Below are 15,122 nucleotides of genomic sequence, written 5' to 3'. Positions count from 1 at the left end.
TGAGGAGCGCCATGGACATCGTCGTCTGGAACGAGAACGTGCACGAGAGCCGAGGGGACGCGACCGTGCTGTCGCACTACCCGGACGGGATCCACCAGGTCGTCGCCGACGGCCTGCGTGAGCTCCTCGGGGACGACGCGCAGGTGAGCACCGCCACGCTGCAGGATCCCGAGCACGGACTCACCGAGGAGCGCCTCGCCGCCACCGACGTCCTGTACTGGTGGGGCCACGTCGCGCACGGCGAGGTGGACGACGCCGTCGTCGAGCGGGTGATCCGCCATGTCCACGCCGGCATGGGCCTCGTGGTCCTGCACTCCGGCCACTACTCGAAGGTCTTCACGCGCCTGATGGGCACGACGTGCTCCCTCAAGTGGCGGAACGACGGCGAGCGGGAGCTGGTCTGGACCATCGCGCCGCAGCACCCCATCGCCGAGGGCGTGCCGCACCCGATCGTCATCGACCGGCAGGAGATGTACGGCGAGCAGTTCGACATCCCGCGCCCCGACGAGGAGGTCTTCCTCTCCACCTTCGCGGGCGGCGAGGTCTTCCGCTCCGGCGTCGCGTACCACCGCGGCCGCGGCCGCGTCTTCTACTTCTCGCCCGGCGACCAGGAGTACCCCGTGTACCACCACCCCGACATCCGCCGCGTGCTCGCGAACGCCGCGCGCTGGGTCGCGCCCACGCAGGGCCGCGCCGACCTCACGGCCGACCAGCACCCGCGCGACTGGTTCCTCGCCCGATGAGCGCCGCGAAGGCGACGCCCGCCGTGCCCGCGACCCCCGCCGTTCCGGCGACTCCCGCCGCTCCCGCGACCCCCACCGCCCCGGCGACGGTCGCCCCGCCGACCGCACCCGCCTACGACGGCCCGCGCGTCCGCGTGATCCACGTCGGCCTCGGCGGCTGGGGCGGCGACTGGGCGCGCAACGCGGTCCCGGCCGTCGCCGAGATCGAGGTCGCGGCGATCGTGGATCCGAGCGAGCCCACCCGCGAACGCGTCCGCGCGCTCCTCGGGCTCCCGCCCGAGGCGGCCTTCGCCTCGCTCGCCGACGCGCTCGCCGCGGTGGAGGCGCAGGCCGTCATCATCACCGCGCCGGCCGTCACGCACGCGCCGCTCGCGCTCGAGGCGCTCGCCGCGGGCAAGCACGTCATCGTCGAGAAGCCGTTCGCGAACACGACGGCGGAGGCCGCCGAGGTGGTCCGCCGCGCCGAGGAGCTGGGGCTGCTGCTCCAGGTCAGCCAGAACTACCGCTGGTACCCCGCGCCGCGTCGCGTGCGCGAGCTGCTCGCGGCCGACGCGATCGGCGAGGTCGCGACCATCGAGATCGACTTCCGCCAGTGGGACAACGACGAGCCCGACGACTACCCGCACTACCGCTTCCCGCAGCCGATCATCAACGACATGGCGATCCACCACTTCGACCTGATCCGCATGGTCACGGGCCGCGAGGCCGTGCGCGTGTTCGCGCGCACCAGCCGGCCGTCGTTCAGCCACTACCGCGACCCCGCGGTCGCGAGCATGGTCATCGAGCTGGAGGGCGGCCTCATGGTCGACTACCGCGGCAGCTGGCTGCACCGCGGGCCGGTCACGCCGTGGGCAGGCGAGTGGCGCATCTCGGGCGAGGACGGCGAGCTGACCTTCACGAGCCGCGGCGAGGGCGTGACCGCCGACCGGGTCGGGATCCGCGACGTCGCCGGCGCCGAGCGCGAACTGGACCTCGAGACCCTCCCGCTCATCGGCCGCGCCGCGGGCCTCCGCGCCTTCGCCCTCTCGATCCTCGGCGGCCCGCCGCCCGAGACGAGCGGCCGCGACAACCTCGGCAGCCTCGCCCTCATGGAGGCGGCCGGCCGCTCGGCGGAGTCCGGCCTCTTCGAGGACGTGCGGGACCCGCTCGCCGGCTGACCCGGATCCGGACGGGGCGCGCGCCACCGAGGAATAGCCGCGCCCCGTCCCGCCTTGTGCTCGGCGAGGCCCGACGGCGTGCCGACCACCGCCCGCCACCGACCGGAGGATCCGCATGACGCTCACCGACGACACCACCACCACCGCACCCGCATCGACCGCGCGCACCGCCGACACGGCCGTCCCGATCGTGCGCGAGCTCGACGCCCGCTGGAGCCCCCGCTCCTTCGACCGCACCGCGACCGTGTCCGACCAGCAGCTCGACGCGCTGCTCGAGGCCGCGCGCTGGGCGCCGTCCGGCAGCAACCAGCAGCCGCGCCGCTTCATCGTCGCCCGCCGCGGCACGCACGCGTTCGACACCATCGTCGACACGCTCGTCGGCTTCAACGCCGCCTGGGCCGTGAACGCCTCCGCGCTCATCGTCGCCATCGCCGAGACCTCCACGGTCGAGGGCGAGAAGCGCCCCTACGCCGCGTACGACCTCGGCCAGGCGATCGCCCACCTCTCCGTGCAGGCGCAGGCCGAGGGCCTCCACACGCACCAGATGGCCGGCGTCGAGTTCGACAAGCTGTCCGCCGCGTTCGACCTGCCCGAGAACCTGCAGCCGCTCACCGTGACGGCCGTCGGCGTGGTCGCCCCCGCCGACGAGCTCGAGGGCCCGCTCGCCGAGCGCGAGACCCTGCCCCGCACGCGCCTGCCGCTCTCCGAGCTGGTGCTCGTCCGCGAGTAGTCCTCCCGTACGCCACAGCGGCCGTCGACCTCCGGGTCGGCGGCCACTCTCGTGCGCACGGTGCCTCGCTCCTCCTCGGCACGGGTGTCAAGCCCGTCGTCGGCGTCCGGCCGCGCTCCTAGCGTCGACCGTGGGCGGCGGGACCCGTGGATCACGGGCCGCGGAGGGCCGCCGGGGAGGCACGCATGTCCGACATGACCATCACGAGAGCGCACGGTGCGACCGGGCCCGCCTTCTTCCTCGAGCACCCCTTCGATCTCTGGGGCTTCGACGGCATGCCCGAGGACGGCCCGTACCCCTCCCAGGAGGCGGCGGAGTCCGCGGCACGGCTCGTCCTCGAGGCGGTGTGCGGCGCCGACGACTGAGGTCCGGGGATCACGGAGACGCGCGCTCCGCGTCGGGATCACCCGCTAGCGCAGACGCTCCCCGCGGGTCAAGGTCCTGGGCGCGTCCGCCCGACCGGTGTGCGATCGAGGCACGCTCACCGATCCGAGGGGGACCATGCGCGCCAACGTCCGAATCCTGTTCGTCCTGGCCTCGTTCTTCGCCCTCGCGGGCATCGCCTACGTGGTGTGGAACATCGCCTACGAGGCGCAGGGGCTGAACACCGACCCCAACAGCGGGGAGGGGGCGTCGGTCGTCGAGTGGGTCGGCACCGTCACGCTCTTCCTCTCGGCGGCGTTCGCGGCCTTCATCGGGTTCTTCCTGCAGCGCGTGCACACGGCGCAGGAGGGCGAGCTGCCGCAGGACCGCGAGGACGCCAACGTCGACGACGGCGACCCGGAGCTCGGCTTCTTCTCCCCGCACAGCTGGTGGCCGATCACGCTCGCGGGCGGCGGCGCGCTCGTGTTCCTCGGCCTCGCGGTGGGGATCTGGATCGCCCTGTTCGGCGCGATCCTGCTCGTCATCGCGGTCGTCGGCTGGACCTACGAGTACTACAGCGGCTGGCACGCCCGCTGAGGGATCCTCCCCGGGAGGGCGCGGCCGTTCGCGTAGAGTCCGGCAGGCGACCCGCGTCCGCAGTCCGGCATGCGCCGCCCGCGACGACCGGTCGCGTCCCGTGACAGACCGACCGGATCCGGAGCCCCCCGCATGAGCGACATCCTCGAGTACGTCCGCACCTGGCTGGACCTCCGCGTCTGGCAGACCCGCGTCCCCGGCGCGCAGGTCGCCATCGCCCGGCACGGCGAGGTCGTGCTGTCGGAGGCGTTCGGGGTCGCGGATCCCACCACCGACGCGCCGCTCACCCCCGCGCACCTGTTCCGGGTGGCGTCGCACTCGAAGTCGTTCACCGCCACCGCGATCCTGCAGCTCGCCGAGCAGGGCGCCCTCCGGCTCGACGACCGCCTCGGCCAGCACGTGCCCGAGCTCGCGGAGGGCGGATCCGAGCTCGCCGACGTCACGATCGCCTCCCTCCTCGAGCACGGCGCGGGCGTCCTGCGCGACGGCGTCGACGGCGACCACTGGCAGCACGCCGGCCCCTTCCCCGACCGACGCCATCTGCTCGCGATGGCGACCGCACCCGGCGTCGCCAAGGTCGCGCCCGACACGTCGTTCAACTACTCGAACGTCGGCTACGCGCTGCTCGGGCTCGTCGTCGAGGCGGCGTCCGGCCTGTCGTACGCGGAGTACCTGGCCGAGCGGATCATCGCCCCGCTCGGTCTCCGCGACACCGCCTCCGAATACCTGCCGGAGCGCGCGTCCGAGTACGCGGCGGCCTCCACCTCGCTCCGCACCTCCCGCGAGCGCACCGTCCTCCCGCACGTCGACACGCAGGCGATGGCCGCCGCGACCGGCGTCACGAGCACGGCAGCCGAGCTGGTCGCCTTCTTCTCGGCGCTCGTGCTGCCCGGCGACGAGCGGCTCCTGACCGACGCGTCGAAGCGGATCCAGCAGCGCCCGCGCTTCGCCACCGGCCAGGACCCGGCCGGCCCCCGCCGCTACGGCTACGGCCTCATCGTCGAGCGCATTGGATCCGGCGCCCCCGAGACCACGGTCGTCGGCCACTCCGGCGGGTACCCGGGCCACATCACGCGCACGGCGGTGGATCCCGTGAGCGGCTGGGCGGTCAGCGTCCTCACCAATGCGATCGACGGCCCCGCGGCCGCGCTCAGCACGGGCGTGCTGGAGCTGCTGCTGGCCGACTCCGCCGTCTCCGACGAGGAGCGCGCCGCGGTCGACGCGCCCTTCACGGGCCGCTTCGCGAACATGTGGGGCCTGCAGGACTACCAGGTGGTCGGCGACCGCTTCCTCCGCATCGACCCGACGGCCGAGCACCCGCTCGAGTCCGTCGACGTGCTCGAGCGCACGGGCGACTCGTCGGCGCGCATCGTCGCGGGCGAGGGCTTCGGATCCGTCGGCGAGGAGGTCACGGCCGAGCGCGCCGCCGACGGATCGGTCGACCGGATCCGCGCGGGCGGCGGCATGACGCTCGAGCCCGAGCTGCGGTCCTGGGTGCCGCGGTCGCGCGGCTGATCCGACGGCTGAGTCATCCGGCTGGACATGGCACTTCGATAACGGCGGTACGCGTTTACGCCTTAGGGAATAACTTCAATATCTTAAATGCGGTTCGCCCCGGCCTTACATAGCGAGCTTAGCTCCGCTAAACGAAGCCATAATAATCGCCGCTTGCACTAAGAGGCTTATTGCGTACACCGAAAAAAAGACTCGCGGAACCCATGCTTCTCTCTCGGTAAAACTTTGATACTTCTCTGGGTCCTTCCCTTCTCCCAGGGCCACCCACTCGGCGGTGTAAATGGACGCACCCAGGTACCTTTCCAGAGTATTAATGACCTCGAATTTGCCAGTATTCAACTGTCCAAAGGAAATGAGGAGCGTCCACCATGCTTTGGCGAGAATCAGTCCTGCGAAAGAAAGGCCGCCGAGCCCGGCCGCCTGAAGCTGCGTATCTGACCCATTGCTCAGCATAAATCCGGCCGCCGCAATAATTGCCCCATTAACAGTAAAGTAAAAAGTGTTCAATGCCTGACGACGATCCACGAGTTTTTCGGAGCTTTGTACCATCAACTGATACTGCTGCATGAGCGCGATCTTACTTGCCTTGTCGCGTGGCTTTCCGTTCGGGAACAGTGCATCTTCAACGTCAGAGGGCATCGGCTGCCCTCGCCCGGGCGGTGGCAATAATCGCGTCGACATAGGGTTGATCGCTGCTAGCCACGTCTTCTGCGAGATCTTCGTACGGCACAATTGATTCGTGGGCGCTATTCACTGAACACATCCACGCAACCCAAGCATTGTGGACATCTGCGGCCGTTACTGATTCCCCCTTCGCGAGCAGTAGAACTGCATACATGCGGAAAAGCAAACGTGTGTTCTCATCCGGCAACTCGTTGGGAGCAACGCGCTCTCGAATGTTTCCTGCAATCTGCTCCAGGTAATTTATTTCCACGCTTGCAACCGAGCTACGATGTCTACGAATTTCCAGCGAATCACGCTGGCTGCGGGAAGGCCTCCCGGGATGGTGAACGTGCTATTGGTTTGCGTCTGAATTCCAAAGAGGTGATGACCTTGCCGCTTCGTTTCGGCAATCTCCCACAAGACTGCCTCAGATTTGTGGGTCGTCGCGCCGATGAGTACGATTGTGCCCTTCGTGCGCGCGATGCGAAGACTGCAATTTGTCTTCCAGCTCGTATCCCACGGGTTCTGCACGGAGTAATCGACGAACTCGATGTCGTTATTGCTATCTCTTGCTTGCTGAACTAGAAAATCGCGCGCGTATCTGTCCTCCATCTCGAAGCTGATGAATGCCCTAGGGTTGGCCATAACAAATCACCTTTCAAGCGCCGGCGGATCGTCTCTGCCGTATAAGGAATGATGCGATGAAATGCACCCTACACGTCACCGCTAGGCAACGGTAGATGGACAGAAGCAAGTAACCGAACGGGGAACACGGCGCTCATGAGCGCATGCGTCCTCTGCGCGACGAATCTAGGTCCCGCTATGAAATGCTCATCAAGAGGGGCAGGCGTCCGCTGGCCACCCGCCCCTCTTAACGTCTCGAGCGGGCCCTACGCCGCGTCGACCAGGTTGCGCCGCGCGTCGGGCACGCAGTGCGTCATCATCAGCCCGGTGACGTCGCGCGTCCCGTTGTGCCCGAGGTTCGCGAGGCGCTGCTGCTCCTCCTCCGACAGCGTCTGCGACTGCAGCGGCGGCAGGTCCTTGACCTCGTCGAGCGTGATCCCGAGGCCCTCGCCCACGCGGCGGCCCAGGTCGTCCTCCACGAGGTAGAAGTGCCAGAGCATGCGCTCCTGCACGGGACGCGCGGCCTGCGAGATGAGGTCGGTGAGGTTCGCGACGAGGTCGTCGCGCTCCCAGCCCTCCATGAGCAGGTAGCGCTGGCCGGCCTGCAGGTAGTCGGCGGTCAGCGGGATCCGCTTGCGCGTCAGCCGGCCCGTGATCTCCGGGCCCTGGTCGTCGTGCGTCGGGTACTGCCCCTCGCGGAGCCCGCCCGTGATCGACGGCTCGTAGTTGATGTGCGGGTTCTGGCCGCCGTGATCCTGGTGGAACGTCATCTGCCCGTCGCGCTGGTTCGTCGCCACGTTCGCGTGGTGCGGCGCGTTCACCGGCAGCTGCAGGTAGTTCGGGCCCACGCGGTAGCGCTGCGCGTCCGAGTAGGAGAACGTGCGGCCGACGAGCATCTTGTCGTCGGAGAAGTCGAGCCCGTCCACGAGCACGCCGGTGCCGAACGAGAGCTGCTCGTTCTCGGCGAAGTGGTTGGTCACGTTCCGGTCGAGCACCATGCGGCCCACGGCCTTCGGCGGGAAGTCGTTCTCCGGCCAGACCTTCGTGTCGTCGAGCGGGTCGAAGTCGAGCTCGGGGTGGTCGCCGTCGTCCATGAGCTGCACGCGGAGCTCCCACTCGGGGAAGTCGCCGCGCTCGATGGCCTCGTAGAGGTCCTTCGACGCGTGGCCGAGGTCGCCGCCCTGCACGACGGCCGCGTCGGCCTCCGTCATGCTGCTGACGCCGGCCTTCGGGATCCAGTGGTACTTCACGAGCTTCGTGCCGCCCTCGGCGTCCACCCACTTGTAGGTGTTCACGCCGAAGCCCTGCATGTGGCGGTAGTCCGCGGGGATGCCGCGGGGGCTGAACAGGTTCATCAGCATGTGCATCGACTCGGGCGTCTGCGACATGAAGTCGAAGATGCGCGCCGGCTCCTGGCGGAAGGTGACGGGGTCGGGCTTCAGCGAGTGGATCACGTCGGGGAACTTGATCGCGTCGCGGATGAAGAACACGCCGAGGTTGTTGCCGACCATGTCCCAGTTGCCGTCCTCCGTGTAGAACTTCACGGCGAACCCGCGCGGGTCGCGGGCGGCCTCGGAGGAGTCGCGGCCCCCGATCACGGTGGAGAAGCGGATCGCGACGTCGGTGCGCTTGCCGGGCTCCTGGAAGAGCTTCGCGCGCGTGTACCTCGCGATGGGCTCGTCGCCCCACGTGCCGGTCGCCTCGAAGTAGCCGAACGCGACGGCGCCGCGCGCGTGCACGACGCGCTCCGGGATCCGCTCGCGGTCGAAGTGGCTGATCTTCTCGAGGAACTGGTAGTTCTCGAGCGTCGCGGGGCCGCGCGCGCCGACGGTGCGCTGGTTCTGGTTGTCGTAGACGGGGTGGCCCTGGCGGTTCGTGAGGACCTCGCGGTCATCGCCCTCGGCGGGGCCCTGGGAGGAGACGTCGGTCATGGGGGTTCCTTTCGTCGTCGTGCCTCCAGCCTGCCGGGGGACCGCCGACACGCCCAGCGCCGCGCGGCGACTCCCAGAGGATCGGCCGGTCGCGGATCGGCGACGCCTAGGCCGGGCGGCGTCGGCTTCGGCGGAGGAGGCCGGAGGCGAGGGCCGTCAGGATCCCGCCGGCGAGCGCGAGGCCCGCGGAGATGGCGGCGTTCTGCGCGCCGGTGTTGACGCCGAGGCCGGCGATGCGGGCGGCGCCGAGCGCCTGGGGGACGGATCCGCCGGGTGCGGTGCTCGCGTCGGCCGGGGGCGTCGCCGGGTCGTCCGCCGCCTCGTCGGCACCGGGATCCGCGACGGTCGCCAGCTCCGGCGTCGACGCGGGCGCGACCCGGTGCCGCGTCGCCTGCTCGTACGCGTAGGCCATCGCGAGCAGGTCGCCGTCGCGGCTGCGCGGCGCGGCGAGCTCGAGGCCCACGGGCGCGCCCGTCGACGTGGTGCCCGCCGGCACCGAGATCGTGGGGATCCCGGTGTTCGCGCCGACGTCGCAGTACGTGGTGCCGGCCCAGGTCGGGGTCGCGCTCGTCGCGCTAACGGGCATCACCAGGGCGTCGACGCCCTGCTCGACGAAGAAGCGGTCCATCGCCGCCTTGCCCGCGTCCTGTTCCGCGATCGACCGCTCGTAGTCGGGGTTCGGGATGTCCTCGTGGCTGAGGAAGTAGGCGATGTCGGTGTCGGTGAGCGCGCTCGGCCGGTCGGCGATCACGTCGGCGAAGCTCAGCACGTCGGCCGGCTCGGTGCGCGCGGAGAGGCGCGCGGGCCAGGTGGCCGGCGTCTCGGCGAGGAAGCGGTCGATGCTCGGCCGGATGTCGCGCCAGCCGCCGCTCTGCAGCGTCCCCTCCACGAACTCCTGCGTGAGCGGCACCTCCACGACCTCGGCGCCCTGGGCCCGCAGGTCGGCCGCGGCCTGCTCCATGAGGGCGTCCGTCTCGGCGAGGCCCGGCCGCTCGGGATCCTCCGCGATGTCCCAGCGCACCCAGCCGATGCGCTTCCCGGCGAGGGCGGTGGTCGACAACCCGGCGACGTAGGCGTCGGTCGCCTGCTCGTCGGCGACGGCGGTGAGCGGATCCGCGGGGTCGCGCCCCGCGAGCACCTCCATCAGGAGCGCGGCATCGGCCACCGTCGTCGTCAGCGGCCCCGAGACGTCCTGCCGCGGCGACAGCGGCAGGATCCCGGCGGTGCTCGTGAGGCCCATCGTCGGCCGGTAGCCCACGAGGTCCTGGTGCGCAGCCGGCCCGAGGATGGATCCGCACGAGTCGGTGCCGAGCCCGGCCGGGGCGTACGCCGCCGCGACGGCCGCGCCCGTGCCGCCGCTGGATCCGCTCGCGCTGTTCCGCTGGTCGTAGGGGTTCGCGGTGCGGCCGCGCGCGGAGCTCAGCGTGTACGTGCCGTGCCATGCGAACTCCGACATGTTGGTCTTCGCGAGGATGATCGCGCCGGCTGCCCGGAGGCGTGCGACCGCGGTGGCGTCGTCCTCCGTGCGGTAGCCGCGGAGGGCCGCGCTGCCCGCGGTCGTGGGCATGTCGACGGTCGCGTGGTTGTCCTTCACGACGACCGGCACGCCGTGCAGCTTGCCGCGGATCGTACCGGCCGCCCGCTCGGCGTCGAGCTCGGCGGCGGTCGCGAGCGCCTCGTCGTTCACCGTGATCACGGCGGCGAGGCCCGGCTGGTCGCCGTAGGCGCGGTCGTACGCCTCGATGCGCGCGAGGTAGGCGCGGGTCAGCTCGACGGAGGTGGTGGCCCCGGACTCGAGGAGCGCGAGCGCGTCGGCGACGCCGAGGTCGACGACGGCGGGCGGGGTCGCGTCGGCCGCGCCGGTCGCCGCTCCGGCACGCGGGATGACCGGATCCGCGGAGGCGGGCGCGATGCCGCCCGCGAGCGCGAGCCCCAGGCAGAGGACCGCGGCCGCGGGGAGGCGGGCGGCCGCGCGGATCCGGGGGCGTGCGGGCATGCGCGGTCCTCCAGATCGGGGAGAGGTGTCTCCCCAGTCTGGGAACCGGGTGTTGCGGCGGCGTTTCGGGCGCGGGACGTTCCCGGTCCGCCCGCCGTCACGGGCGGGGGCGGGAGCGCGCGCGACGGGGTCAGGCGCGCTGCTTGGGGAACACGATCCAGAGGATGAGGTACAGCAGCACCTGCGGGCCCGGCAGCACGATCGAGATCACGAACAGGAGCCGGACCAGGAATCGGCTGATGCCGAAGCGGTCGGCGAGGGCGGCGCAGACGCCGGCGATGATCTTCCCGCTACGGGGACGCATGAGGGTGGCCATGCATCGAGCATGGCAGGGGCGCCTGCGCCGCGGCCAGGAGGGCGCCCCCGGCGGATGCCCGGCGCGCGCCCGGCGGATCCGCGTCGAGGACGCCGTCCGCGCCGCCGCGTCGTGCGGGAACGGCTCCCCGTGAGTTCTCCCCGACCTCCGTTTGGGCCCAAAGCGATGGTGCGATACTCGGACGTCGAGCCGGGCTCGGCGTCTCCTCGCGCCGGCGCGGGTCCAGGCGGCGCACGCAGCCGCCGAGCCGCCTGCCCCACGAGTCACGGGAGGAGCCGCATGGAGCCGCACCGCTCGCCCCTGCCCGCCCACGTCGTCGCCGGGTTCCACGCCGCCCCGCGCCGCGCCGCCGCCGTCGAGCGGCTGCTCGCCGCCCTCCTCGACGCCTCCTCCGCCACGGGGGCGGCCGTCCTCCTGCCGCGCGCGTCCGGGGTCGAGGTCGCGGGGGAGTCCGGCGACGCGCTCGCCGCGCTGCTCACGCAGCCCGCTCCGGCGACGGGTCCGGGTCTGCTGCTGGTCGCGATGGGCGACGCCCCCGACGCGGATCCGCGGACGGCCGGAGCGGTCGCCCTGCACTGGGCGTCCGGCGCGCTGACGGACGCCGACCGGGCGCTCGCCGAGGAGGTCGCCGTGCACGCTCGCGTCGCGCTCGCCGCGCGGGACGCCACCGAGGAGCTCGAGCGCGGGCTCGCGGCCCGCACGCTCGTCGGGCAGGCCCAGGGGATCCTGATGGAGCGCTTCTCGCTCGACGCCGACCGCGCGTTCCAGGTGCTCCGCCGCTACTCGCAGGACGGCAACGTGAAGCTCGCCGAGGTCGCCCGCCGCGTCGTCGAGACGCGCGCGCTGCCCGGCTGACGCAGGCGCCGGGTGATCCGCGCCCGACGCGTCGGTCAGGCCGAGCGGCGGTCCGCGTCGCGGAGCCGGATGGGCGACACGGCCGCGAGCGGCGCCGTCTCCGGCACGAGTTCCGGCTCGCCGCGGGTGAGCTCGGTCCGCAGCTGCCCGAGGATCCGCGCGAGCAGCCGCGACACCTGCATCTGGGTCACGCCCAGCTCGGCCGCGATCTCGCTCTGGCTGCACTCGTCGACGAAGCGGAGGTGCAGGATCCGCCGGTCGCGGTCGCTGAGGATCCCGCGCGCGGCGTCGAGCAGCACGCTGCGCTCGGCGCGGGCGTACCCGGGGTCGTCGGTGCCGATGGTGTCCGCGAGGGACGTGCCCTCGTCCTCGTGCACCGTGAAGTCGAGGGACACCGGCCGGAGGCTCGAGTGCGCGGCGAGCGCCTCGGTGACCTCCGCGCGCGGGTGCCCGGTGTGCGCGGCGAGCTCGGCGTCGGTGGGCGTGCGGCCGAGGCGCTGCGTGAGCGCGGGCACGACGGACAGCAGCGCGTGCCGCAGCTCCTGGATCTGCCGCGGCGGCCGGACCACCCAGCCGTTGTCGCGGAGGTGGCGCTTGATCTCGCCGGAGATGGTGGGGATCGCGAACGACACGAAGGGCGCGCCGAAGCCGGGGTCGTAGCGGCGCGCGGCCTTCACGAGGCCGAGGTAGCCGACCTGGCGGAGGTCGCTCCAGTCGTGGGCGCGGCCCGCGTGCTGGCGGGCGAGCTGGTCGGCCAGCTCCAGGTGGTCGAGCACGATCTGGTCGTGCAGGCGGCGGCGCTCGGCCTCGCCGGCCGGATCCTGGGCCACGGCGGCGGCGCGCACGAACCGGTCCTGCGTCACGCGGCGCTTCTCCTCGCGAGCGGCGGCGATGCCGGTCGGGACGGCGGCCGCGAGGGGCACGGGCGTCGCGGGGGCGACGCCCCGCAGGGCGGACGGTGCGGCGACGAGGGCGCGCGAGCGCAGCGATTCGATCACTCAGGACCCTCCGGACGAGGACGGACGCGGCACTCTGCTTGACCGCTCCTCCAGAGAAGCACTGCTTCTCGGGGGTGCCTAGGTCGGGCGAGCACTTCTCCTCCTGCTTCTCCTCCTTCTCCTGCAGGCCGGGCGTGTCGATGGCCCGCGCATCCGCACCAGTCCGGAGCAGCGCCCCCGGACGGGGGCGCAGGCCCCACGCCGGTAGGCTCGATCCCCGTTCCCCGCCTCCCCACCCGAACGGACGCCCCATGAGCCTGTTCCGCACGAAGAGCATCGAGTCGTCGCTCGCCGACGCCGCGGGAGGCGAGCGCAGCCTCACCCGGTCCCTCGGCACCTGGGACCTCATGCTCATGGGCGTGGCCGTCGCGGTCGGCGCCGGCATCTTCTCCGTCGGCGCGAAGGCCGCCGGGAACTACGCGGGTCCGTCGGTGACGCTGGCGTTCGTGCTCGCCGCCGTCACGTGCGGCCTCGCGATCATGTGCTACGCCGAGTTCGCCTCGGCCGTGCCGGTCGCGGGCAGCGCGTACACCTTCACCTACGCCACTATGGGCGAGCTGCTCGCCTGGATCATCGGCTGGGACCTCATCCTCGAGATGCTCACCGCGGCGGCCGTCATCGCCAAGTACTGGGGCATCTACCTGGAGTCGGCGCTGCAGCTCGCGGGGCTCGACATCCCCGCCACCATCACGGTCTTCGGCCTCGGGATCAGCTGGGGCGCCGTGCTCATCACCGCGATCTTCACCGTGCTGCTCGTGCTCGGCACCAAGCTCTCCAGCCGCGTCTCGAGCGTCTTCACCGTGCTCAAGGTCGCCGTCGTCCTGTTCGTGATCGTCGTGGGCGCCTTCTACGTGAAGGCCGAGAACTACGCGCCCTTCATCCCGCCGCAGCAGCCCGCCGAGGGCGCCGCCGCCGACGTGTGGACCCAGTCCCTCTTCTCCTGGGCGAGCGGCCAGGAGCCCACGCAGTACGGCCTCTACGGCCTGCTCGCGGGCGCCTCGCTCGTCTTCTTCGCGTTCATCGGGTTCGACGTCGTCGCCACGAGCGCCGAGGAGGTCAAGGACCCGCAGCGCACCCTGCCGCGCGGCATCTTCGCGGGCCTCGCGGTCGTCACCGTGCTCTACGTGCTCGTGACCCTCGTGCTCACCGGCATGGTGCCGTACACGGTGCTCGCCGACGCCGAGGACCCCTCGCTCACGACCGCGTTCACCGCCGTGGGCGCGGGATGGGCGGCGCAGGTCATCTCCATCGGCACGCTGCTCGGCCTCACCACCGTGCTCATGGTGCTGCTGCTCGGCCTCGCGCGCGTGGTCTTCGCGATGAGCCGCGACGGCCTGCTGCCGCGCGGCCTCAGCCGCACGAGCGCCAAGCGCCGCACGCCCGTGCGCGTGCAGATCATCGCGGGCGTCGTCGTCGCGGCTCTCGCCGGCTTCACCGACGTGGGCGTGCTGGAGGAGATGATCAACATCGGCACGCTGTCCGCGTTCGTGCTGGTGAGCATCGGCGTGATCGTGCTGCGCCGGAAGCGCCCGGACATCCGCGCGTCGTTCCGCGTGCCCTTCATGCCGTGGCTGCCGATCCTGTCGGCCGTGCTCTGCGTGTGGCTGATGCTCAACCTCACGACCCTCACCTGGGTGCGCTTCGTCGTGTGGCTCGCGATCGGCTTCGCGATCTACTTCCTCTACGGCCGCCGCCACTCGGTGCTCGGCAAGGAGGAGGCGCGGATCGCCGCGGGCGGTGCCCCGGCCCCCGAGCTGCCGTCGGTGTCGACGCCGCGGGACTGACCCCTCAGCGCCCGCGCGTCAGGTCTGGCAGCGCGGGCACCAGTAGGTGACCCGGTCCTGCGATCCCATGCCGGGCCGCACGGGGTCGCCGAGCTGGCCCTGCAGGATCCGCGTGCCGCACCGGAGGCACGGCTTGCCCTTCCGCCCGTAGACCCAGTCGGTGCGGCCGCGGCGGAGGTCGCCCGTGGTGGTGCGCTCGATGCGGTCGCGGTTGGCGCGCATGGTGCGGCGGGCGAGCGCGACCATCGCGGGCAGGTCCGGCACCTCGGCCACGGGCCGCGTGGGCAGGACGCCGCGCAGGAAGCAGAGCTCCGCGCGGTAGACGTTGCCGATGCCGGCCGCGTTCCGCTGGTCGAGGAGCGCCAGGCCGATGGGCCGCTCGGGCTGGGCGGAGATCCGCCGCACGACCTCCTCCGCCTGCGCGTCATCCCAGCCAGGGCCGAGGATGTCGGGGCCGAGGTGCCCGACGACCGTGTGCTCCTGGTCGCGGGGGATCACCTCCAGCACCCCCAGCGCGAAGCCCACCGTGACCCGCTCCGCCGTCTCCAGCACGACGCGCGCCTCGAAGGTCGGCCGCCGCCACGCGGTGCCGTGCTGGTAGATGTGCCAGGACCCCTCCATCTTGAGGTGGCTGTGGATCGTGAGGTCGCCGACGCGGTGCAGGATGTGCTTCCCGACGCTCACCACCTCGTCGACCTCCCGGCCCGCGAGGTCGAGGGTCGCGAAGGCGGGCACGCGGAAGTCGGTGCGCGTGAGCACCCGGCCGCCGATCGCCTCCTGCAGGTGCGCGGCGGTGCGGTAGACGGTGTCGCCCTCAGGCACGGGCGTCTCCGCTGCGTCGGGTGAGCCG

General features: G+C 71.7%; 16 protein-coding genes. 8 read left to right on the top strand and 8 right to left on the bottom strand.

Annotated features, from left to right (window positions below):
• Nucleotides 1-11: 11 nt before the first annotated feature.
• The 6 genes from ACT7CP_RS13730 to ACT7CP_RS13705 all read left to right on the top strand — a co-directional run bounded on the left by ACT7CP_RS13730 (nucleotide 12) and on the right by ACT7CP_RS13705 (nucleotide 5,105).
• The gene (locus tag ACT7CP_RS13730; protein ID WP_445442626.1) at nucleotides 12-743 is read left to right on the top strand and encodes a ThuA domain-containing protein; all 732 of its coding nucleotides are present in this window, start codon (nucleotides 12-14) and stop codon (nucleotides 741-743) included.
• A complete protein-coding gene (locus ACT7CP_RS13725) occupies nucleotides 740-1,900 on the top strand; it encodes a Gfo/Idh/MocA family protein (RefSeq protein ID WP_445442625.1) in 1,161 nt (386 codons plus the stop codon). Before ACT7CP_RS13730 ends, ACT7CP_RS13725 begins: the two co-directional genes overlap by 4 nt.
• A 115-nt stretch (nucleotides 1,901-2,015) precedes the next feature.
• On the top strand, nucleotides 2,016-2,630 hold the full coding sequence (locus ACT7CP_RS13720) for a nitroreductase family protein (RefSeq protein WP_445442624.1): 615 nt from the start codon (nucleotides 2,016-2,018) through the stop codon (nucleotides 2,628-2,630).
• A 194-nt stretch (nucleotides 2,631-2,824) separates the two neighbouring features.
• Nucleotides 2,825-2,995, top strand: coding sequence for a hypothetical protein (locus ACT7CP_RS13715; RefSeq protein ID WP_413961562.1), 171 nt, complete (start codon nucleotides 2,825-2,827; stop codon nucleotides 2,993-2,995).
• Between the two features lie 136 nt (nucleotides 2,996-3,131).
• Complete coding sequence (ctaF, locus tag ACT7CP_RS13710) at nucleotides 3,132-3,590, top strand: aa3-type cytochrome oxidase subunit IV (protein WP_445442623.1); 459 nt, start codon at nucleotides 3,132-3,134, stop codon at nucleotides 3,588-3,590.
• Between the two features lie 132 nt (nucleotides 3,591-3,722).
• Complete coding sequence (locus tag ACT7CP_RS13705; RefSeq protein ID WP_445442622.1) at nucleotides 3,723-5,105, top strand: serine hydrolase domain-containing protein; 1,383 nt, start codon at nucleotides 3,723-3,725, stop codon at nucleotides 5,103-5,105.
• A 105-nt stretch (nucleotides 5,106-5,210) separates the two neighbouring features.
• Here ACT7CP_RS13705 and ACT7CP_RS13700 read toward each other — a convergent pair whose 3' ends face one another.
• From ACT7CP_RS13700 to ACT7CP_RS13675, 6 genes are all read right to left on the bottom strand, one after another.
• Nucleotides 5,211-5,744 (bottom strand): RipA family octameric membrane protein, encoded by a 534-nt coding sequence (locus ACT7CP_RS13700; RefSeq protein WP_445442621.1) that lies wholly within the window; start codon nucleotides 5,742-5,744, stop codon nucleotides 5,211-5,213.
• Nucleotides 5,734-6,039: a DUF7701 domain-containing protein gene (locus ACT7CP_RS13695; protein WP_445442620.1), complete on the bottom strand. Its 306-nt coding sequence runs from the start codon at nucleotides 6,037-6,039 to the stop codon at nucleotides 5,734-5,736. Before ACT7CP_RS13695 ends, ACT7CP_RS13700 begins: the two co-directional genes overlap by 11 nt.
• Nucleotides 6,030-6,413, bottom strand: coding sequence for a TIR domain-containing protein (locus tag ACT7CP_RS13690; RefSeq protein WP_445442619.1), 384 nt, complete (start codon nucleotides 6,411-6,413; stop codon nucleotides 6,030-6,032). Before ACT7CP_RS13690 ends, ACT7CP_RS13695 begins: the two co-directional genes overlap by 10 nt.
• A 245-nt stretch (nucleotides 6,414-6,658) precedes the next feature.
• Nucleotides 6,659-8,323 (bottom strand): catalase, encoded by a 1,665-nt coding sequence (locus ACT7CP_RS13685; RefSeq protein WP_445442618.1) that lies wholly within the window; start codon nucleotides 8,321-8,323, stop codon nucleotides 6,659-6,661.
• A gap of 106 nt (nucleotides 8,324-8,429) precedes the next feature.
• On the bottom strand, nucleotides 8,430-10,319 hold the full coding sequence (locus ACT7CP_RS13680) for an amidase (RefSeq protein ID WP_445442617.1): 1,890 nt from the start codon (nucleotides 10,317-10,319) through the stop codon (nucleotides 8,430-8,432).
• Between the two features lie 130 nt (nucleotides 10,320-10,449).
• Nucleotides 10,450-10,635, bottom strand: coding sequence for a PspC domain-containing protein (locus tag ACT7CP_RS13675; protein ID WP_307506148.1), 186 nt, complete (start codon nucleotides 10,633-10,635; stop codon nucleotides 10,450-10,452).
• Between the two features lie 279 nt (nucleotides 10,636-10,914).
• Between ACT7CP_RS13675 and ACT7CP_RS13670 the strand changes: the two genes are divergently transcribed.
• Nucleotides 10,915-11,490: an ANTAR domain-containing protein gene (locus ACT7CP_RS13670; RefSeq protein WP_445442616.1), complete on the top strand. Its 576-nt coding sequence runs from the start codon at nucleotides 10,915-10,917 to the stop codon at nucleotides 11,488-11,490.
• Nucleotides 11,491-11,525: 35 nt separating this feature from the next.
• On the opposite strand, the gene ACT7CP_RS13665 is transcribed toward ACT7CP_RS13670, so the two are convergent.
• Nucleotides 11,526-12,488: a sigma-70 family RNA polymerase sigma factor gene (locus ACT7CP_RS13665; protein WP_445442615.1), complete on the bottom strand. Its 963-nt coding sequence runs from the start codon at nucleotides 12,486-12,488 to the stop codon at nucleotides 11,526-11,528.
• Between the two features lie 251 nt (nucleotides 12,489-12,739).
• Between ACT7CP_RS13665 and ACT7CP_RS13660 the strand changes: the two genes are divergently transcribed.
• Complete coding sequence (locus ACT7CP_RS13660) at nucleotides 12,740-14,272, top strand: amino acid permease (protein WP_445442614.1); 1,533 nt, start codon at nucleotides 12,740-12,742, stop codon at nucleotides 14,270-14,272.
• Nucleotides 14,273-14,290: 18 nt separating this feature from the next.
• On the opposite strand, the gene ACT7CP_RS13655 is transcribed toward ACT7CP_RS13660, so the two are convergent.
• Nucleotides 14,291-15,094 carry a DNA-formamidopyrimidine glycosylase family protein gene (locus ACT7CP_RS13655; RefSeq protein WP_445442613.1) on the bottom strand — a complete coding sequence of 268 codons (804 nt, stop codon included), beginning with the start codon at nucleotides 15,092-15,094 and terminating at the stop codon, nucleotides 14,291-14,293.
• Between the last annotated feature and the right edge of the window lie 28 nt (nucleotides 15,095-15,122).

The sequence above is a fragment of the Clavibacter rahimiani genome, assembly GCF_052654495.1.
The sequence above is the reverse complement of the archived record's forward strand: the minus strand, read 5'-3'. Positions and strand labels throughout refer to the sequence as shown.